At 62.1% G+C, this 19,656-nt stretch carries 15 protein-coding genes; 8 read left to right on the top strand and 7 right to left on the bottom strand.

The window, feature by feature from the left end; translation table 11 throughout:
- Window positions 1-5: 5 nt before the first annotated feature.
- The 4 genes from NBH21_RS20850 to NBH21_RS20835 form a co-directional block, all read right to left on the bottom strand.
- Window positions 6-5,462 carry an alpha-2-macroglobulin family protein gene (locus NBH21_RS20850; protein WP_250914948.1) on the bottom strand — a complete coding sequence of 1,819 codons (5,457 nt, stop codon included), beginning with the start codon at window positions 5,460-5,462 and terminating at the stop codon, window positions 6-8.
- A 107-nt stretch (window positions 5,463-5,569) separates the two neighbouring features.
- On the bottom strand, window positions 5,570-6,850 hold the full coding sequence (locus tag NBH21_RS20845; RefSeq protein ID WP_250914949.1) for a CynX/NimT family MFS transporter: 1,281 nt from the start codon (window positions 6,848-6,850) through the stop codon (window positions 5,570-5,572).
- On the bottom strand, window positions 6,850-7,524 hold the full coding sequence (locus NBH21_RS20840) for a FadR/GntR family transcriptional regulator (RefSeq protein WP_250914950.1): 675 nt from the start codon (window positions 7,522-7,524) through the stop codon (window positions 6,850-6,852). Before NBH21_RS20840 ends, NBH21_RS20845 begins: the two co-directional genes overlap by 1 nt.
- 70 nt (window positions 7,525-7,594) lie before the next feature.
- Window positions 7,595-8,527, bottom strand: coding sequence for a LysR family transcriptional regulator (locus NBH21_RS20835; protein ID WP_250914951.1), 933 nt, complete (start codon window positions 8,525-8,527; stop codon window positions 7,595-7,597).
- 106 nt (window positions 8,528-8,633) lie between these two features.
- Here NBH21_RS20835 and NBH21_RS20830 point away from each other — a divergent pair, with 106 nt between their 5' ends.
- A complete protein-coding gene (locus tag NBH21_RS20830; protein WP_425340459.1) occupies window positions 8,634-9,812 on the top strand; it encodes an acyl-CoA dehydrogenase in 1,179 nt (392 codons plus the stop codon).
- Between the two features lie 101 nt (window positions 9,813-9,913).
- Here the strand turns inward: NBH21_RS20830 and NBH21_RS20825 are convergent, their stop codons facing one another.
- Entirely contained in the window at window positions 9,914-10,303 is a 390-nt protein-coding gene (locus NBH21_RS20825; protein WP_250914953.1) for a hypothetical protein, read from the bottom strand.
- A gap of 259 nt (window positions 10,304-10,562) precedes the next feature.
- Between NBH21_RS20825 and NBH21_RS20820 the strand changes: the two genes are divergently transcribed.
- Complete coding sequence (locus tag NBH21_RS20820) at window positions 10,563-10,958, top strand: response regulator (RefSeq protein WP_250914954.1); 396 nt, start codon at window positions 10,563-10,565, stop codon at window positions 10,956-10,958.
- A gap of 16 nt (window positions 10,959-10,974) precedes the next feature.
- Here NBH21_RS20820 and NBH21_RS20815 read toward each other — a convergent pair whose 3' ends face one another.
- The gene (locus NBH21_RS20815; RefSeq protein WP_250914955.1) at window positions 10,975-11,601 is read right to left on the bottom strand and encodes a riboflavin synthase subunit alpha; all 627 of its coding nucleotides are present in this window, start codon (window positions 11,599-11,601) and stop codon (window positions 10,975-10,977) included.
- A gap of 222 nt (window positions 11,602-11,823) precedes the next feature.
- On the opposite strand from NBH21_RS20815, the gene NBH21_RS20810 reads away from it, so the two are divergent.
- Together NBH21_RS20810 and NBH21_RS20805 are read left to right on the top strand one after the other, a co-directional pair.
- The gene (locus tag NBH21_RS20810) at window positions 11,824-12,516 is read left to right on the top strand and encodes a phosphoribosyltransferase (protein ID WP_250914956.1); all 693 of its coding nucleotides are present in this window, start codon (window positions 11,824-11,826) and stop codon (window positions 12,514-12,516) included.
- Between the two features lie 107 nt (window positions 12,517-12,623).
- Window positions 12,624-13,547, top strand: coding sequence for a 1-phosphofructokinase family hexose kinase (locus tag NBH21_RS20805; protein ID WP_250914957.1), 924 nt, complete (start codon window positions 12,624-12,626; stop codon window positions 13,545-13,547).
- Window positions 13,548-13,630: 83 nt separating this feature from the next.
- Here NBH21_RS20805 and ppsA read toward each other — a convergent pair whose 3' ends face one another.
- Window positions 13,631-16,024, bottom strand: a complete 2,394-nt coding sequence (gene ppsA, locus NBH21_RS20800; RefSeq protein ID WP_250914958.1) for a phosphoenolpyruvate synthase — start codon at window positions 16,022-16,024, stop codon at window positions 13,631-13,633.
- Window positions 16,025-16,357: 333 nt separating this feature from the next.
- On the opposite strand from ppsA, the gene exbB reads away from it, so the two are divergent.
- The 4 genes from exbB (at window position 16,358) to NBH21_RS20780 (ending at window position 19,656) form a co-directional block, all read left to right on the top strand.
- Window positions 16,358-17,512, top strand: a complete 1,155-nt coding sequence (gene exbB / locus NBH21_RS20795) for a tonB-system energizer ExbB (protein ID WP_425340457.1) — start codon at window positions 16,358-16,360, stop codon at window positions 17,510-17,512.
- Window positions 17,513-17,517: 5 nt separating this feature from the next.
- Entirely contained in the window at window positions 17,518-18,009 is a 492-nt protein-coding gene (exbD, locus tag NBH21_RS20790; protein WP_250914959.1) for a TonB system transport protein ExbD, read from the top strand.
- Window positions 18,006-18,932, top strand: coding sequence for a TonB family protein (locus tag NBH21_RS20785; RefSeq protein ID WP_250914960.1), 927 nt, complete (start codon window positions 18,006-18,008; stop codon window positions 18,930-18,932). The genes exbD and NBH21_RS20785 overlap by 4 nt, the downstream gene beginning before the upstream one ends.
- Window positions 18,933-19,197: 265 nt before the next feature.
- On the top strand, window positions 19,198-19,656 hold the full coding sequence (locus NBH21_RS20780) for a hypothetical protein (protein ID WP_250914961.1): 459 nt from the start codon (window positions 19,198-19,200) through the stop codon (window positions 19,654-19,656).

The raw sequence follows: 19,656 nt of genomic DNA, 5'->3' as shown, positions 1-19,656 counted from the left end.
TCCCGTTACTCCGCCGCCGAGACCTGCATGCGGCCGGTGGCTGTGCGGGCCGAGAACTGCGGCCGGTACATGTCCTCGACCGAGGCCGCCGGATGCTCGTATGTGCCGGGCGTCACGGCGCGGACGACATAGGCGAGGGTGATCTCGCCGTTCTCGTTGGCCGGCCGGTCGATTGCCGCGACGAAGCGGTCGTTGCGGAATTCGAGATGGGCCGTTTCCGTCTCGCCGATCCAGTCGAAGTTGGCGAGTGCCGCACTGTCGACGAGGCTCGGATTGTCGATCTCGAAGCCGGCGGGAAGCAGGTCGGTGATCAGTAATTGCGCCGGCCAGTCGTCATTTTCGGTGACGTTGAGAACGACGACATAGCGCTCGTTCTGTGCGGCTTCGCTGACATTCGCCTCCTCGCCATCCAGCGTGTAGTAGGTGCGGGTGATGTCGAAGCCCTCGCCGCCGGCCGGCAGCGGAGCCTTCGGTGCCGCGACCGTGGTGATTGCCGCTGAAACCGGATCGCTGCTTTTATTGGTCAGCGTGACGGCATGCTGGAGCAGGGCGTCGCCGGTGATGCTCGCCTGATAGGTGCGGTTATGCTGAGCGCCGTTGACGTCGAGCGACAGGCCGTCGTCACCCTTCTGCAGGGCGCGGGCGGCCAGCAGAAGCCAGGTCTGCTCCTGGGTGCTGAGATACTGCTTTTCACGCCATTCGTCGGTCACGACCTTGGCGAGTGCCGGCACGATCGGCGGAACCGGGCGGCTTTCGGCGGCAAGCGCAAGCACGGCCGCCCCATCGCGCAGCGACGAGCCGTAGTCCGAGCGGTTGAGGCTGACCTTGGTCAGGCGTGCTTCTTCCGACATGCCGGCTGCGTCGAGGAAGACCGAGCGCGAGCGTTCGGCATCGCCATAGAGCGAAAGTGCCGCGGCCAGATGCGCCTTCGAAAGCGGGGTCGGGAAGTCGCCGAGCATGGTATCCGCATAGTAGCGCAGGTCACTGATCGCGGCCTTGCGATTGCGCGCCAGCACGTAGAGCGAATAGGCGATCTCGTTGCCGCGGCTGCGGATATCGGCGTCATAGCCGATGCGGTTCTGCAGGTTTTCGATTGCCTGCAGCATCGCCTGTTCCGGCACTTCGAACTTCTGCTCGCGGGCGCGGGTGAGGAAATCGGTGACATAGGCATCGAGCCACAGGTCCTCATAGCCCGGAGCCCAGAGGCCGAAGCTGCCGCTGGAGGATTGGTAAGAAAGAACCCGGTAGATCGCGTCCTGCACCCGCTTCTTCACATCCTCGTCGTCTGGCAGGCCCGAGATCTTGGAAAGCTCGCTCAGATAAAGCAATGGCAGCGCACGGCTGGTGGTCTGCTCGGCGCATCCATAGGGATAGCGGTCGAGACCCATCAGCAGGGCCGGAAGGTCGAAGCCATCGGCGCGGCTGACATTGAGGCTGACCGCCGCATCCTGCAGCAGGCTGTCGGCGAGCAGGTCGGCATCGACGGTCAGGCTCTTGCCGGGAGCGAGAGACAGAACCCGGCGTTCCGTCACCGGTAGGGATACCGGGCGAACGGGGACTTCGAGGCTCTGGTCGAGCGACAAGCCGGAAGCGTTGGACAGCGCGATGTCGATGGTCGCCGGGCCCGGCTCGACGCCGGTGACGGGCAGTGTCACGATCGTCTTACCACCGGCTTCCAGGCTGATGGTCTGGGTCGTGGCCTGTGGATCGATGCGAACCGCATCGTTGGACGAAACCGCAAGAGTGTAATCGCCGGTGGGCGCATCGGTTGCGGCGATGTCGAGACGCAGTTCGGTTTCGTCGCCGGGGGCGAGGAATTTCGGCATGCTGGCCGTGACCACCACCGGATCGCGGATGATGACATCGGTCTCGGCATGGCCGACGCCGGATTTCGACCAGGCGACGGCCATCACGCGGGCCGTCCCGTTGAACTGAGGAATATCGAAAGACACGGTGGCGCGGCCATCGGCATCGAGCTTCACCGGACCGGCGAAGAAGGCGACCAGCTTTTCCTTCGGCGGATTGCCCTGAAGCGGGCTTTGTGCACCGTCGCCACCTGTGCGCAGGCGTCCCATCGCGCCGAGCGATCCGTCGATCAGGCGGCCGTAAAGGTCGCGGATCTCAAGACCCAGACGGCGCTGGCCGAAATACCAGTCTTCCGGGTTTGGGGTTTCGTAACGGGTCAGGTTGAGGATGCCGACATCGACGGCAGCGACCATGACATAGGCTTCCTCGCCAATGCCTGCGCCCGGCACCTCGATGGGGATCTCAAGCGGTTGACGCGGCAGGGTCTGCTTAGGCGGATCGAGCTTAATGGCGAGCTTGTCCTTGCCCGGATCGACCTTCAGCCAGCTTACGCCGATGGCGCGCGCCGGCATGCGGCTTTCCTGCGCGTCGCCGGGCCGGAAGAGTGTTGCGGTAACATAGGCGCCGGCACCGAACTCGGCGGTGACAGGAATGGCGACTTCTCCGCCTTCGGCGGGAATGGTCGCCACCTGCGAGGTGACGAGGGATTCGGTGCCGACGGTTACAAGCAGTTCGCCGGCAAAGCGCGGCGAGACCTTCAGCGTCGCCGTATCGCCGATGGCGTAGCTTTCCTTGTCGAGCCCGATTTCAAGCGCATCGGGTGTTTCCGTGGTGCTCGCCTCGACAAACCAGCCGGCGTCGAATTCCACGCTGGTCGCGGGACCGTTGAGGATCGCCGTTTCGATTTCGAGGCGGTAGCGGCCCCATTGTACCGGGGCGGATACCTCGGCTCCATCGGCGGAAATATCGACGGTGCCATCCGCCACCTGCTTGGTGCTGATGATCGGCTCGTAGCGCCAGGATGTACCCTCGCGATACCACTGGTAATTCCGCTCGAGGCTGACGAGTTTCCACTTTGCGCCGGAAAGCGCCTGACGCTTGCCGTCGGGACCGAGCGCGATGACGTTGAACTTCGCGATCGAATTTTCGGCAAGGTCGCCGGTGAATTCGGGCTTGATGCCGATCATCGGGCCTTCGGGGCGAACCGGAAGCGTGAGCTTGCGCTCCACGGCGCGGCCACCACCTTCGACAAGGCGCAGCACGACTTCGGCGTTGAGAAGCTGCGTTGTCGACGGCAGTTCGCCAAGTTCGACGTCGAAGGTCGTCTTGCCGTCCTCATCCAGCGGTTCCAGCGCTTCAAGCGGCACCTGGGTTTCTTCGCCGGCCTCCTCGTCGGCAAGGCCAAAGACATAGCGCTCATAGTCCGGATGGCTCCGGGTCGGGCGGATGTTGACCTCACCTTCCAGCGACAGGCCGGCAGCGGGTGCGCCATAGAGATAGCGTCCGTCGACGCTGACCGGGACAGAGGCGCCGGCTTCGATGTCCTTCGCTTCGCTGGTGATGTCGAACTCCAGCCTATCCGGCACGAAATCGTCGACCAGGAAGGTCTGGCGAGCGATGGCCTCCTTCTTCGGATCGGTGTGGATCGCGAGGCTCCAGGTGCCGCGCATGGAATTAGCGAGCAGGGGCAGCTCGACAGCATAGCCGCCGAGCGTTTCGCTGGTGACCACCATGCGGCGGAATTCAACGCCGTCCGGCCGGGAGAAGATGAAGGTCAGCGGCAGCCGGTCGATGGAGTCGGCCTCGATGTCGCGGGCGAGAGCTGCGGCATGCACGGTCTCGCCGGGGCGGTAGATGCCGCGTTCGGTCCATGCGAGAAGATCGATCGCGCCGGGAGCAGGCCGGCCGGTGACACCACGGTCCGAAAGGTCGAAGCCGGCGCGGGTCATGTCGAGGAAAACGTTGTCGTCGTCCTGCGAACGGGCGGTGATGACGGCCGGAGCAAGAGCCGCGCCGGCGCGGATCAGGCCGGCATCGAAGCGGGCATGGCCATAGTCATCCGTCTTCGCCGTTGCCAGCACCTCGTTGTTCTTGGCGATAAGCTGGAGATCGACGCCAGCCAGCGGCTTTGCCGTCGCAAGCGAGCGGGCAAAGACGTGCAGACCATCGGTGCCGGCAAAGGTGGAAAGCCCGATATCGGAGACGACGAACCACTGGGTCGGACGGCTGTCCCAGTTCTCGGAGCTGGCATTGGCGACGGATGCCGTCATCACGTAGATGCCGGGCTTGCGCTGGGGCAGGACCTCATCCACCGGGAAGCTGGTGACGACGTCCTTGTTGAGTTCGGTGGCGATATCGATCGAGCCTTGCCACACGAGTTCGCCGGTTTCGCTCTCGATGCGGTCGGCGCTGTAGCCGTCGAGCTGGGTGAGGAACTGAGAGGCGGAAAGCAGGGGAGCGACGTTGCGGTCGCCGATGCGGTAGAGCTTGAGGTTGGCGCTGTCGGTGTTGACCGAAACCAGCGGGATGCCGCGCCGCGCCGTGGACGGCAGGACGAAACTGTCGCCGGTGAAGCGGACCGATGCGGAACGGTCGCGGACATAGATGTCGAGATCGACCTGCGCTTCGAGGCTTTCCTTGACGGAGGAGGGCAGGCCGGCGCGCAGCGCCAGCTTGTAGCGGGCGCCATGGGTCAGGCCTTCGACGCAGATCTGGTTGTCCTTGGCTTCAAGTGCCTTGGGTGCTGCGCCGTCGAGTGTCACGAAGGGCGTGTAATCCACCCCGCGCTTGACCAGTGGATCGGAGAACTCGACGCAGGCGCGCGGCGTCAGGCTGTCGGCATCGACGCTATTGGATACGACGCGAAAGCCCTTGCGGGAACGCAGGTCGTTATAGGCGGCCTGCACTGTCTTGGCGGTGACGAGCTTGAGGCTTTCCTTGTAGGCGTTCAGCGCGTTGCGGTAGTCCTCGGAGTTCTCCAGCCCCTTGGCAAGGGTGGCGAGTGCATCGGCGCGGGTTTGGGTGTCGCGGCTCAAGAGGTAGCCATTGAGTGCGGCGAGCACGCCCTGTCCGGTGACGCTGCTGTTGCCGGTAATTGTATTGGCAGCACGGGCCATTTCCAGCCAGATGGCGGTGTCGTCAGGCGTGATCGCGAGCGCACCCTTGAAGGCATAGAGTGCCGCGTCGATGTTGTTGTTTGCGAGCGACTGACGGGCGATGACGAGGAGGGCGCCCTGGCCGAGTTGCTGCTGGTCTTCTCCGAGCGCGAGGTCTGCGCGCTGCGTGCGGGCATCCTCCATCAACTGGTCGGAGACGAAATCGGGACGCTTGGCTACCCCGAGATCCTCCGCAACGCCCGCTTCCACTACGCGACCGGCAATCGCGCCGGCAAAGGTGTTGAGCTGGTTGAAGTCGGATTTCAGGAAACACCACTTCACCTTTGGATTGTAGGTGAAGGCGCGGCAGGAGCCATCGGCGATGCAGCTTGCCTCGCACTCGTCGAGCGAGAGGTTCTTCTCGGTTCTGAGATCAAAGCCGAAGTAATCGCCGTCCGGAGTCGTGACGATGCTGCGGGTGTCGGCCGCGACAACAGGCGTTGCCAGCAGCGAGATTGCCAGGAATTTTGCGAGAAAACCAAAAGCCTTGCGCCCAGACATCCTGTCCCTCCCACGCTGACCGTTTTATTAGGAGGTACTCTTCTTCCATAACAACAGCTTGTCAATTGGACCGAAGATGAGGCTGTGCGTGATGACACAGTCTCGTTTTATTTTTCGGTGGGCACCGAACGGACGTTCACATGGGCGAGACGTCCGGCGCCCCAGCCATTGATCGCGGCGCCAAGGCCGAGTGCGACGAAAAGTAGTGCCGATGCCGAAAAACTTCCCGTCCAGCTTCTTATCAGCCCGACCAAAAGGGGGCCGATTGCCGCCAGAAGATATCCGATGAACTGCGCCATCCCCGAGAGATGGGCGGCGACATGGGAATCCGGCGAGCGTAGCACGATGGCGGTCATGGCAACGGCAATCAGGCCGCCCTGACCAATGCCCTGAAGCACGGCCCATATCCATATCGTGGAGAGTGGTGCGAAGAGGAGACCGAGCAAGGCGACGACTGCGAATACGACCAGCGTAACATTGATAAGCCGCTGGTCGCGTCCGCGCACCGCGATCTGCGGCGATATGATGCAGGACGCCGACTGTACCATCACGGAGACCGAGACGATGGCGCCGGCGGTCACCCCGTCGATGCCGCGTTCGCGCAAAATGGGGACCAGCCAGCCGAAGACGCAATAGGCGAGCGCCGATTGCAGCCCCATGAATAGCGTGACCTGCCAGGCCAGCCTGTCGCGCCATAGGCCTTCGATGCGAATGCCGCTGCCCTTGGCGGGTTTGGCGCTTCGCAATGCCTGCGGCAGCCAGATTAATGCCACCACAAAGGCGGGCAGTGCCCAGAAGGCAAGCGCCGCGCCGAGCGAACCGCCGAAGGCTTTTCCCACTGGCAGGCTTAAGCCCGCAGCGCCTGCAGCTCCGGCACAGAGCGCCATGGTGTAGAAACCGGTCATCAGCGCCGTGCGATCGGGAAAATCCCGTTTGACCAGGCCCGGCAGGAGCACATTGCCGATGGCAATGCAGGCGCCAGCAAGGGCGGTGCCGAAGAAGAGCAGCGGAAGCGAGGAAAGGCCCCGCAACGCGGTTCCGGTTGCCAGCAGGAAGACGGCGAGGAGCAGGGTTCTTTCCGCACCGATCCTCTGGGCAAGGCGAGGCGCCAGCGGAGAGAAGAGACCGAGGCAGATGACGGGAATGGTGGTGAGCAGGCTGGTGCCGAGGGCGGAAAGCCCGAGTTCGGAACGGATTTCAGGCAGCAGGGCCGATGCACTGGAGAAAACCGGGCGAAGGTTGAAGGCGATCAGTACGAGGCTGACGGCCAGCAGCCAGCGAGTGGCCGGACCTGTGGTCTCGGTGATGGCGGTTGAAGGCGCATCTTCGGCGTCGATCAGAAGCTCGTCCGCGAGGTCGAGCGTATGGCTATCGGCGTTGTCGGTCATCAGTCGTTCCGGCGGTCGAGATAGGCAAAGACCGGGGCCATGAAACGACGCACGGCGGCGTCCGCCTTGTCGGGCTCGCCGGTTTCGATCGCATCGACGATTGCCATATGGGCGGCCATGTCGGGTTCGGGCAGGTCGCCCATAGTCGTGGCCTCGATGGTTTCCGCGATGGTGGCGGAGAAGAAGTCGTAGAGCTCGACCATGGCCCGATTGTTGGAAGCAGCAACGACGGCCCGGTGGAAGGCGAAGTCGCGCGCGATGAACGCAGCGCGGTCGCCCTTGTCGGAGTTGCCGCGCTGGGCGAGCAGGGCGCGCAGGCGGGCGATGGTTGCGGCGTTGGCGCGAAGTGTGGCGAGACGGGCTGCCTCGACGTCGAGGGCGCAGCGTGCCTCGAAACGATCGCGCAGGCTGGCCCGACGAGCGAGATCCAGCGCGCCATCGGTTTCCACAAGGGAGCGCACATAGGTTCCCGAACCGTGGCGCACGTCGAGAAGTCCCTGCGAAGCCAGAACCCGAACGGCCTCGCGAATGGTGCCACGGCTGACGCCGAGCGTTTCCGAAAGGGAAGCTTCGTTGGGAACGCGGGAACCGACCGCCCAGCGACCGCTACGGATTTCCGCGCGCAGCGCTTCGGCAGCGGTATCGGCGAGACTGGTTTTGTGAAGCGTCTTCATGGCATGATGATTAAGTCATCAGATGACTTTGGTCAAGCTTGCCGTTACAAGATGTCTGCTGGCCGCTCATTCAGGATGTCAGTTCGCTCCGACCAGCCTGCCGGGCATTGAACTCACGAACCTGTTCCAGAAGCCATTGCGAAAAGGCGGTGGCGGGTGGGTAAGCCATCTTCGAAAGGGGCCTGACAAGGTAATAGGCGCTGGCGCTCCTGACCTCATGGTTCCAGGCGCGAACAAGTTGTCCGCTGGAAAGCTCGGGTTCGATCAGGAAGGTCGGGACAAGGGCGATGCCGAGACCCGCGAGGCAGGCCTGCACCACGTTGGAAATCTGTTCGAAGCGCATGCCGCCACCGCGGCCGTTTGGTATGTCCAGACTTGCGAACCAGTGCTCCCATGCGCGGGGGCGCGACGCGAGATCGAAGAGCGGCATGGAGAGCAGGTCTTGCGCACTCGCGACCGGGTGATCGCGCAGGAAGGCCGGGCTGCAGACAGGCGCCACCATCTCCTGCATCAGGAACTGGCAATCGGTGCCGGGCCAGTTCGGATCACCGATATGAATGGCGGCGTCCAGCCCGGAGCTTTCGAAATCGAACTGCCCGATGCGGGTGGCGAAATCGATGATGATAGAGGGATTGCGGGCGAGGAAGTCCGGTATGCGCGGCATCAGCCAACGGGTGCCGAACGTCGGCAGCATCGCAAGACGCAAATGGGTGTCGCCCGCCTTGGCCATCGCCTCCAGCGAAAGCGTACGGATCGTCGCCAGCGCGTCGCCGATGCCCTTGGCGTAATCGCGGCCGATGGGTGTCAATTCGACGCCGCGATTGTTGCGCTCGAAGAGCTTGACGCCGAGCTGATCTTCCAGAAGGGATATCTGCCGGCTGATGGCCCCTTGCGTCAGCGCCAGTTCGTTGGCTGCGGCGGAAAAGCTTCCAAGCTTGGCCACGGAATCGAAGGCCGCGAGCGCGCTGGTGGAAGGCAGGAAACGGCGTTGATGGGTCAGCATCCGATATGAATAGACCTGATGGCAGCATGAGTAAACATGGCTTGCGCAAGGGGGCGATTTCGTCAATCTGGCCTAAAATCTGAAGAGGATATGAGTGATGAGCGATATGCGGCCCTTTTCCTGGAGCGATCCTTTCCTGATGGCGGAGGCTCTTTCCGAAGACGAGCGGATGATCCAGTCGGCGGCAGCGTCCTTTGCCGAAAGCGAGCTTTTGCCGCGCGTGAACGAGGCGTATCTCGGGGAAACGGTCGAGCCGGAAATCTTCCGCCTCATGGGGCAGGCCGGTTTGCTCGGCCTGACGCTGCCGGAAAAATACGGCGCAGCCGGTGCGAACTACGTGTCCTACGGCCTCGTCGCCCGTGAAGTGGAGCGCGTCGATTCCGGTTATCGCTCGATGATGAGCGTGCAGTCGTCGCTGGTCATCCATCCTATCTATGCCTATGGCTCCGAGGAGCAGAAGGACAAGTACTTGCCCGGTCTCGTTTCTGGCGAGTTGATCGGTTGCTTCGGCTTGACCGAGCCGGATGCCGGCTCCGATCCGGGCGGCATGAAGACACGCGCCGAGAAGATCGAGGGCGGTTATCGCCTGCGCGGTTCCAAGATGTGGATTTCCAATGCGCCGATCGCCGACGTTTTCGTCGTCTGGGCGAAGTCGGAAGCGCATGGCGGCGAGATTCGCGGCTTCGTGCTGGAAAAGGGCATGAAGGGCCTGTCGGCGCCGAAGATCGGCGGCAAGCTTTCCCTGCGTGCCTCGGTGACCGGCGAGATCGTGCTTGATGGCGTAGAAGTTGGCGAAGACGCATTGCTGCCGGGCGTATCCGGTCTCAAGGGGCCGTTCGGCTGCCTCAACCGCGCCCGCTACGGCATTTCATGGGGTGTGCTCGGTGCGGCAGAAGATTGCTGGTTCCGTGCCCGTCAATACGGCCTCGAGCGCAAGCAGTTCGGCAAGCCACTGGCCGGAACGCAGCTTTACCAGAAAAAGCTTGCCGACATGCAGACGGAAATCACGCTTGGCCTTTTTGCCTCGCTGCGCGTCGGCCGGCTGATGGACGAGCACCAGTTCGCGCCGGAAATGATCTCGCTGGTCAAGCGCAACAATTGCGGTAAGGCGCTCGATATCGCCCGCATGGCCCGCGACATGCACGGCGGCAACGGTATCCAGATCGAATACCATGTCATGCGCCACGCCCAGAACCTCGAGACAGTGAATACCTACGAGGGAACCCATGACGTGCATGCGCTGATCCTCGGCCGTGCCCAGACCGGCATTCAGGCGTTCTTCTGAGTCTTCTCCCGATCGCCAAACCGGATCGCAGCTCACGCAAAAGGCCCATCATTCGATGGGCCTTTTGTTTTTCCTTCTTCACCCGAAGCGCGCGACCTGCCTCAGTGCCGTCCGGCCCGTCCGGGGGTGGAGGAATAGGTCGCGGAAACCGGGTCGCTGGCGGGGAAGGAATCTTCCAGACCTTCTTCGAGCTGGGTTTCCAGTTCTTCGGCATCCTGCGAGCGGCGCGCGCTCAGCACGGCATCCGACAGGCCGGTCTCATCCGTTCCGAGACGGTCGCGCATGGCGGACCGATCGTCGGCACCGGCAAACGAACCGACCTCAAGCAGGAATGCGCGGGCCTTTTCCAGCGCGTTATGGTGATTGATGCCGTTCATTTCGGTCTGCTTCATGTGAACCGAAACGATCTCGCCTCCATCGCAGACGAACTCGACCGTGAAACCCGGTTTGCGGCCCGCATCTTCGTGAACCTGTGTACTGATGACCTGCATCGCCTTTCTCCCTTCTGGAGCGCTTCGGCGAAAATGGAAACGCCGAAGCGGCTCTCATTGTTGTGAGTATGTTCCGGTGGGCTGATCGGCAGCCTTCTCCCGGAAGTACCTGTCCGGGAGATACAACGTTCGAACATCCTCAAGGTTCCACAGCGACGATGGTTGAAAAGAAGGAATTCATTAACCAAAAACAACATGAATTCATGGAAAACCGAACAATACTGGATGGACCGCGTTCTGTTGCAAAAGGAGACAAATCATGCAGCCAAACGCAGAAGCACTTGAGGCCGATACGGTCCTGATCGTCGAGGACGATGCGCTGATTTCCATGGATGCGGCGGAAAGCGTCGCCCGTGCCGGTGTGAACGTCATGACGGTGGAAACTGTGGCGGATGCACTCGAGGTTCTGGATCACGAGCGGATCTCGGCGGCTATCCTAGATTTCCATGTACGCGACGGCGCCGTCACACCTGTCGTGGAGCGATTGCAGCGATCGGGCGTTCCCTTCCGCATCGTGTCGGGTTCGCCGCTTTCTGAAATCGCAGCTAAAGGCATCCCGCTCGACCTCTGTGCTCAGAAGCCGGCGGATTATCTGAAGGTTCTCATTTCCTTGATCGGTGATCGGCCCTGGGTTTCGCTGAGGGCCAGTCATTGAAGCTTCGCCCGGAAGATCAGGCCGTGCGGCGCTGGTCCAGAAGCCGTGTTAGTGTACGCTCGACGACGTCGACCATCACCATGGTCTGGTGATCGACCTCGATATTCAGCTCGTCGCCCGGCTTGTAGCGCGGGAATGTGGTCTGGCGCAGCGTTTCGGGAATGAGGTTGATGGTGAACTCGTTCCTGTCTGCGTCGGCAACCGTCAGGCTCGCGCCGTTGACGGCGAGAAAACCACGCGGAAAGACGTATTTCGCCCATTCCTCCGGAACCGCAAAGCGGATGAAGGCGCCGGGCATTTCCATCTTCGCATCCACCAGCTTCGCGGTCGTCGCGATATGACCGGCGATGGCGTGGCCGCCGTTCTCGTCGGTCGGCTTGGCGGAGCGCTCGATGTTGACGTCATCGCCCTGATGCAGGGTGTCGAGATTGGTACGCGACAGAGTCGCATCCATGGCGTCGAAGGTCACGGTGTTGCCGCTGATCGAGGTTGCCGAGAGGCAGACGCCTTCCACCGCAACGCTGCCGCCGATCTGCAGGTCCTCCAGCAGGTGTTCGGGAAGTTCGACTGAGAGCGTGGTGTAACCGTCATGGCGGATGATGTCGGTTACGGGGGCCACGGTCTGAACGATACCGGTATACATTGCCAATCCTGTGTGTTTCCTCGGCGCACAACCGCCGGAACTTTAGCGAAATCCTCACAAAGGTAATGTCTGTCCGACCAAAGACAACCGCGAAATCGGGACGCTGCGTCAAGATTTTCTGAACGGTCATACTGGAGACCTTTGCGAGTTGCAAAGCGAGGCCTGCTTTGCCATGAAACGAAAAATGGTTCGGCGACCGAGGGACATGGAAGGACATCCCCAATGCAGCCCCACGCCTTTTGGCAGGACATTCATCCGGCCGGCAGTTTCGATCCTTCCGGTCCGCATGAGGCGCGCTTTCCGGCTACGCTCGACAATGGCCGGCAGATGCTCCTGCCGATACGCACGCTTGCGGACGGGCGGCACGGGATTGCCTCGCTGATCGTCAATCAGGCAAGCTTTGCCGTGTTGCGCGCCCTTGCCGAAGATCTCGCCGCAAAGCTCGAAGCCTATCGGCCGGAAGTTATAGTCGGACTTCCGACGCTCGGCCTGACACTTGCTGCTGCCGTTGCCGAGGCCCTGGGGCATACGCGTTATGTGCCGCTCGGGACCTCGCGCAAGTTCTGGTACGAGGACGAGCTTTCCGTTCCGCTGACCTCGATCACCACCCCGAACCAGCAGAAGCGGCTTTATGTCGATCCCCGCATGTTGCCTCTCATCCAGGGGCGCCGGGTCGTGCTGATCGACGACGTGATGTCGAGCGGCGCTTCCATGGCTGCGGGGCTTTCCCTGCTTGCGGCGGTCGGCGTCGAGCCGGTTGCGGTCGGGGCGGCCATGCTGCAGACGGACCGTTGGCGAAAGGCCATAGCTGCGGCTGGTACTCAATGGCCCGAGCGCGTAGTCGGGGTATTCTCGACGCCGCTTCTGGTTCGAAGTGGCGATGGCGGCTGGGTTGCTGCTCCCCCCAGCCTTTAGAAGCGTTGAACGAGGCGTGCTGCGCGGCTATACCGGATCGGCCGGGCAAGCGTTTTATCGCCGGGTAGTTTTCTTTGATTTGTCATATTGGAACGGTAGCTTCGGGCATGTCGAAAATTCTCTCCATCGCACTCAATCCCGCTATCGATATTTCCAGCGACGCGGACGAAGTGCGGCACACGCACAAGACCCGTACGCATAACCAGCGCCAGCACGCAGGCGGCGGCGGCATCAATGTAGCGCGCATCATCGTCGAACTCGGCGGTCATTGCGAACTGCTCTACCTTTCCGGCGGAGCGACCGGCGAATTGCTGGAAACCATGCTGCGGCCGCTCGGTATCCGGCAGCATGTGATGAAGATCCACGATCCGGTGCGGGTCGCCTACAATGTGCACGAGCTTTCGACCAATCTCGAATACCGCTTCGTGCCCGAGGGGCCGCTGGTCAGCGAAGCGGAACTAGCGCCGGTATTCGATCTGCTCGAAACCACCGATGCGGATTACGTCGTCGCCAGCGGCAGCCTGCCGCGCGGCGTGCCGATGGATACCTATCTTCGCATGGCCGAAATCGCCCAGCGAAAGGGCCAGCGCTTCGTGCTGGACACATCCGGCGATGCGCTCCGCGAAACACTTGCAAGCTGCCATGTCTTTCTGGTGAAGCCGAGCCTTGGGGAACTCGAAGGGCTCGTCGGACGCAAGCTCGATCACGAAAGCGTCGGTCCAGCGGCTCAGGAAGTCATCCATCGCGGTGCAGCGCAGTATATCGCCGTCACGCTCGGTGCCGACGGGGCGGTTCTGGTCAGCTCCGACAGCATCACGCGCGTTCCCGCAATCAAGGTCACGGTGCAATCGGCCGTCGGCGCGGGCGACAGCTTTGTGGCAGGCATGACATGGTCGCTCTCCAAGGGGCGGGATATCGTCGACGCCTTCCGTCTCGGCATGGCGGCGGGTGCCGCGGCAGTGATGACATCGGGCACCGAGCTTTGCCGGCAGAAGGATATTCTGAGCCTTTACGACGCCAGCAAGGGCTGAAGTCGTCTGCGATTGATCGCGAACCCTGTTAATGAGACGGACGGAAATATTTCCGTCCGTTTTGTCCGATCCGAGTCCTTCGCTCAGCGAAGTCCGAGAGCGGCTTCGGTTTCAGCAACCTTGCGCTTCACCTCCATAAAGCTGTCGGGGCTGACCGACATGGAGTCGATGCCGCATTTCACCAGAAATTCGGCAAACTCCGGATGATCGCTCGGCGCCTGACCGCACAGGCCGATCTTGGCCCCGGCCTTGTTGGCTTCGGCGATGACCTTTTCGATCATCCACTTTACGGCTTCGTCCTGCTCGTCGAAGAGATCCGCCAGTTCGCCGGAATCGCGATCGACGCCGAGGGTCAGCTGGGTGAGGTCGTTCGAGCCGATGGAGAAGCCGTCGAAGCGGTCGGCAAACTTGGCGGCCAGGATGACGTTGGAGGGGATCTCGCACATCACATAGACCTGCAAGCCGTTTTCACCGCGCTTCAGGCCATTCTCCGCCATCACGGCAAGCACCTTGTCCGCTTCTCCGACCGAGCGGCAGAATGGGATCATGACGACGACATTGGTGAAGCCCATCTCGTCGCGCAGCCGCCTGATTGCCTTGCACTCGAGCGAGAAGCCTTCCCGGTATCGCGGTGAGTAATAGCGTGATGCCCCGCGAAAGCCGATCATCGGGTTTTCTTCGTCCGGCTCGAATTCCGCGCCGCCCAGAAGGCCGGCATATTCGTTGGTCTTGAAGTCGCTCATGCGAACGATCACCGGCTTCGGATGGACGGCGGCTGCAAGGCGGGCAAGGCCACGGGCGAGCTTGTCGACGAAGTAATCGGTCTTGTCGTCGTAGCCGGCGGTCAGCGCGGCGATCTCGGCCTTGGCTGCCTCGTCCTTCAGGCGGTCGAAGTGGACCAGCGCCATTGGATGGACCCGGATCGCATTGCTGACAACGAATTCCATGCGAGCAAGACCGATGCCATCGGAGGGCATTCGCCACCAGCGGAAGGCGGAGCCGGGATTGGCGAGATTGAGCATGACCTGCGTGCGGGTTGCGGGCAGGTCGCTGACATCGAGTTCCTTCACCGCATAGTCCGCAATGCCCTCGTAGACGAAGCCTTCATCGCCTTCGGCGCAGGAGATCGTTACCTCCTCGCCGCTGTGAAGCAATTCAGTGGCGTTGCCCGTGCCGACCACGGCCGGCAGGCCGAGTTCGCGGCTGACGATGGCCGCATGCGAGGTGCGCCCGCCGTGATCCGTCACGATTGCCGCGGCCCGTTTCATGATCGGCACCCAGTCGGGGTCGGTGGTCTGGGTGACGAGAATGGAGCCATCGATGAACTGGTCGATGTCCCTGACGCTTTCGATGAGGCAAACCTGTCCGCTGGCCACCGCATCGCCGATCGAAAGTCCCTTCGCCAGCACCTTGCCCTTGTTGTTGATGCTGTAGGACTTGAAGACGCCGGCGCCACGCCGAGCCTGAACGGTTTCCGGGCGGGCCTGAACAATGAACATTTCGCCCGTCTTTCCGTCGCGCGCCCATTCCATGTCCATGGGGCAACCGTAATGCGCCTCGATGATGACGGCCCAGCGGGCGAGATCGAGGATTTCCGGTTCGCTCAGCACATAGGCTGCGCGTTCGGCCTTGGATGTCGGCACGTTGCGCGTCGGTTTCTCGCCGGTCGCGTAGATCATCTTGATCGCCTTGGCGCCTTTCTTCTTCTCGATCAGCGGCTTCAACGCGGCGTCGGCCAGCAGAGGCTTGAATACCTGGTATTCGTCCGGATCGACGGCGCCCTGCACGACGTTTTCACCCAGACCCCAGGCAGCGTTGATCAGCACCACCTTGTCGAAGCCGGTTTCGGTATCGATGGAGAACATGACGCCCGAGCCGCCAATATCGGAGCGGACCATGCGCTGCACGCCGATGGAGAGCGCGACCTTCATGTGGTCGAAACCCTTGGCCTTGCGGTAGCTGATGGCGCGGTCGGTAAACAGCGAAGCATAGCAGCGGCGGCAGGCGTCGATCAGGGCAGCCTCGCCCTTGATGTTCAGGAAGGTTTCCTGCTGGCCGGCGAAGCTCGCATCCGGCAGGTCTTCCGCCGTGGCGCTGGAACGCACGGCAACCTCGATCTCTTCAAGCCCCGCACGTTTCGAAAGCTCGCGATAGGCGGCGCGGATCGCTGCTTCGGTTTCAGCCGGCCAGTCGCCCTTCAGGAAGATATTGCGGATCGCCTCGCCGGTTTCGGCAAGCGTCGCCTTGCCCGCCTCCCATTCTGCGAGAAGCGCGGTCATCCGGTCCCTCAGCTTGTTGGCCTCGACATAGTCCCAATAGGCGTCGGCCGTGGTGGCAAATCCCGGAGGCACCCGGATGCCCTTTGCGGCCAGGGTCCGGACCATCTCTCCGAGCGAGGCGTTCTTGCCGCCCACTTTGGGGACATCCCCGCGATTGAGGTTTTCGAACCATGCAATGGTTTGCAACTTTGCGGACATGAAGGCCTCCCGTGCCACAATAGCTTCCTTAGTTGCCAGAAACGCTCTGGATGTTGTGCAGCATAATCATATCGGCAATCGCTGCCTTGATAACGATCAAATCGACGTACGGCTCGCGGCTGGCGTCTATCGGCGCCCTCATGCCGCGCGGAGAGATTTGGTGCGCGCGCCTTCGATTTCCTGTGTCTTTTTGTCCGGTTTTTTCCGCAGAACTTGGTTTATTACTTGTCAAAAGAAGTCAAGTTTACTATCGAAGACGAAGTCGCGGCCCACCCGATCCCAAGCGGGCAGGGCTGTCTCGTCCTGTTCAGTCATTGCCAAAAGGAGTTCCCAGTGTTTCTTCGTCATTCGGGACCTTCCGCCGCGGCCGCCTTTGTGGCCTGCATGATGATCCTCGCCGCGCAGCCGGTCGTTGCTCAGGAGACGGCTCCCGCCGTCTCTGCATCGGAGGCTCCGGCCGCAATGCCGGTTGCTCCCGCGCCTGCCGTAAGTGCCGATACCACCGCTCCGGCCCCGGTTATCGCGCAGGAGGTTCCTGCCTCGGCCGCATCCGACGCCGCTCCCGTTGCCGGCGAACAGGCTGCTCCTGTTGCTGTCCAGCCGGTTGCGACCGAGCAGCCGGTAGCACAGCAGCCTGAGAGGTCGCAGCCTGTCGCTCGGGACGCTGCCCCGGTGGCAGTCGAACCGGCGGTTTCCGCTCCTGTTGAAGCCGCTCCGATCGAGGCTACGGAAACCCTCCTGCCCGATCTCTCCGCTCCGCGCGGGGATCTACCGCACAACCTTTCGCCTTTCGGCATGTTCATGGCTGCCGACTGGGTGGTCAAGTCCGTTATGATCGCGCTGGCTCTTGCCTCGCTGGCCACCTGGACGGTCTGGCTGGTCAAGACGCTGCAGCTCACCGGCGCTCGTATCCGTGCGAAGAAGGGTGTGCGCGCAGTTATCAAGGCCGCAACGCTTGGGCAGGCACTCTCGCATGTCGAACGCCGCGGTGGCGTCGTGGCCGGCATGGTACGCGCTGCCAATCACGAGGTTCGTCTTTCGGATGCTGCCATCGATTATGCAGGCGGCGAGGGCGTCAAGGAACGTGTTTCCTCCGCTCTGGCACGAATTGAGGTCGGCGCGGGCCGGAACATGGCCAAAGGCACCGGTGTTCTTGCGACCATCGGTTCGGTTGCTCCGTTCGTCGGCCTGTTTGGCACGGTTTGGGGCATCATGAATTCGTTCATCGGCATTTCCCAGTCCAACACGACCAACCTTGCCGTCGTCGCGCCCGGTATCGCCGAAGCGCTTCTGGCAACCGCGATCGGCCTTGTCGCCGCTATCCCCGCGGTCATCATCTACAACATGTTCGCACGCTCCGTGACAGCCTATCGCCAGCTTCTGGCGGATGCCGCGGCCGGCATCGAGCGGCTCGTCAGCCGCGACCTCGATTTCCGCAAGGTGCCGAATGACGGTCGCCATGCCAGCGTGAAGTTTGCTGCGGAGTAAGAACGATGGCAGGCGGTATTCGCGAGAACCACTCCGGCGACGAACTCCAGGAAAGCCACGAGATCAACGTCACGCCATTCATCGACGTCATGCTCGTGCTGCTGATCATCTTCATGGTGGCGGCGCCGCTTGCCACCGTCGATGTCAGCGTCGACCTGCCTGCCTCCACCGCCAAGCCGGCGGAGCGTCCCGATGAGCCGGTTTATGTGACGCTCAAGGAAGACATGTCGCTGGCGCTTGGCAACGAGACCGTGGCGCGTGATGCTCTCGGCACGAACCTGGACCGTCTGACCGAAGGCAACAAGGATGCGCGCATCTTCCTGCGCGCCGACAAGGCTGTCGATTACGGCGCGTTCATGGAGGTGATGAACCTCCTGCGTGACGCCGGATACCTGAAGATCGCCTTGGTCGGCCTTGAAACGCTGCCTGCTGCACAGGCGCCCGCTGCATCGAACCCGGCCGCACCGACTGCTCCTGCCGAAGGCCAGACCCCATGACTGGCCCTGGCGGATTTCGGTCTCGGTTCGCTGTTGGTGAACTGCTGCTGTGGACGTCCGCCGCCGTGCTGGTGGCGAGCGCCCATGCAGGCGCTGTCGCCTTTCTGATGCGGTCGACGCCGGAACCCTTGGGTGAACCCGCGCCGCCGGCTGCTATCATGATCGAGATGGCAGACATACCGGTGGCAGCAAACACCGAAGAAGAACAGATCGTAAATGATCAGACGGATGCGGAAGAGGTGAAATCGGATTCCATCATTCCGGAGCCGATTGTGGAGCCTCCGCCGGCGCCCGATCCGGAACCGACGCCTGAGCCAGTAGAAGAAGTGGTTGAAGAGCTGCCGCCGCCGGAACCGGAACCCCTGCCGGAGCCTGTTGAAGAGCCGCCGCCGGAAGTGGTGGAGGAGGTCGACCCGATCGAGCAGCAGGTATTGGCTCAGCTCGAAAACGTTGCCGTGCCGGTCCCGGTGGTACGCCCTCCCGAACCGAGGAAGGTCGAGGAACAGCCCAAGAAGAGGCCGGAAAAGAAGGTTGAGAGGAAGAAGCCGACACCACAGCCTCCTGCTTCTCAGGCCGCCCGTCAGGCGAAACTCGACACCATGAAGTCTGACCGCACCGCGGCCAAGCAGACGAGCAGCGGCGGCAACAACAGCATATCGCCTGCAAAATGGATGGATCGCGTTCGAGCTCACATTCTCCGGCGCGCAAAAACGGTGCCCGTAAAGCAATCAACTATCGTAAATCTGTACTTCACGTTTGATGGCTCTGGGAACGTACTTTCCGTTTCCGCAAAGAGTGCGTCGGACGATGCAGCACTGGAGGCGGCCGCTATCGCTATCGTACGTCGTTCTTCACCACTCCCGCCGCCGGTGGATAACGTTGCCAACCATTTGTCTGTCGCTGTGAAGTTTGACGCTAGATAATTCGGCGCCAACCGGTGTCTGTGGACAGACCGTGTTTGCTGACCTGGCTCGGGCCTTGAACCCATCAGGCTGATTGAGTTGCGCTTCCCTTGGGCTTAACCGAGCTGAACCGGAGGGAAGCGCATCTCCGGTGCCGGCCCCGCCGCCGGGCGTCAACAAGACGATCACGGCACCAGTGCGGTTCAATCTCCGGTAAGCAGTAAACCCCTTGCCATGTTGCGCTGCGTCGTACAGGTTTAGCTGTCGACGGAGCCAGAGGGATTTCATGGAATTGCTGCAGGCCTATGAGGCGGAATATGCGTTGATCGAGTCCTGGCTCGATATGGTTTTGCCTCAGGCTTGTGTCGATGCCGGTCTCGAAGTCATGGCGTCTAAACCGCCCGAGCATGTGAGCATCATTGCCCGCGACGAACGCTGGCTGCGTGTGTCGCAGGAGGATTGCGTCGATGCGCTCCTCAACGTCTACACCAACACCACCCGCTGCAATGTGGTGATTATAGCCGATCCGTCGACGCCGGCAGATTTCCTCGCCGAAAAGGTCAGGGCGACGACTGTCGGCGCCAAGCAGATCGGCTGGACGTTTCTGGCGGTGGACGACCGCCGCCTCGTCTGTTTTTTCGAGGATATGGATCTTACGGCCTCATCGGGCCGCAATTCCGGCTGGGTGGCGCGCGATCTTGCCCGGATGCTGCGTTGGCTGTTGTCCAGAGGCACCGCTTTTTGA

Source organism: Ciceribacter sichuanensis (assembly GCF_024055605.1).
Classification (GTDB): Bacteria; Pseudomonadota; Alphaproteobacteria; order Rhizobiales; family Rhizobiaceae; genus Allorhizobium; species Allorhizobium sichuanense.
Note: the sequence above shows the minus strand (reverse complement) of the source record. Positions and strands in the feature narration are given on the sequence as shown.

Coding starts and splice junctions, on each gene's coding strand:
- NBH21_RS20850 (WP_250914948.1), bottom strand. CDS start 5,462: ATGTCTGGGCGCAAGGCTTTTGGTTTTCTCGCAAAATTCCTGGCAATC.
- NBH21_RS20845 (WP_250914949.1), bottom strand. CDS start 6,850: ATGACCGACAACGCCGATAGCCATACGCTCGACCTCGCGGACGAGCTT.
- NBH21_RS20840 (WP_250914950.1), bottom strand. CDS start 7,524: ATGAAGACGCTTCACAAAACCAGTCTCGCCGATACCGCTGCCGAAGCG.
- NBH21_RS20835 (WP_250914951.1), bottom strand. CDS start 8,527: ATGCTGACCCATCAACGCCGTTTCCTGCCTTCCACCAGCGCGCTCGCG.
- NBH21_RS20830 (WP_425340459.1), top strand. CDS start 8,634: ATGCGGCCCTTTTCCTGGAGCGATCCTTTCCTGATGGCGGAGGCTCTT.
- NBH21_RS20825 (WP_250914953.1), bottom strand. CDS start 10,303: ATGCAGGTCATCAGTACACAGGTTCACGAAGATGCGGGCCGCAAACCG.
- NBH21_RS20820 (WP_250914954.1), top strand. CDS start 10,563: ATGCAGCCAAACGCAGAAGCACTTGAGGCCGATACGGTCCTGATCGTC.
- NBH21_RS20815 (WP_250914955.1), bottom strand. CDS start 11,601: ATGTATACCGGTATCGTTCAGACCGTGGCCCCCGTAACCGACATCATC.
- NBH21_RS20810 (WP_250914956.1), top strand. CDS start 11,824: ATGCAGCCCCACGCCTTTTGGCAGGACATTCATCCGGCCGGCAGTTTC.
- NBH21_RS20805 (WP_250914957.1), top strand. CDS start 12,624: ATGTCGAAAATTCTCTCCATCGCACTCAATCCCGCTATCGATATTTCC.
- ppsA (WP_250914958.1), bottom strand. CDS start 16,024: ATGTCCGCAAAGTTGCAAACCATTGCATGGTTCGAAAACCTCAATCGC.
- exbD (WP_250914959.1), top strand. CDS start 17,518: ATGGCAGGCGGTATTCGCGAGAACCACTCCGGCGACGAACTCCAGGAA.
- NBH21_RS20785 (WP_250914960.1), top strand. CDS start 18,006: ATGACTGGCCCTGGCGGATTTCGGTCTCGGTTCGCTGTTGGTGAACTG.
- NBH21_RS20780 (WP_250914961.1), top strand. CDS start 19,198: ATGGAATTGCTGCAGGCCTATGAGGCGGAATATGCGTTGATCGAGTCC.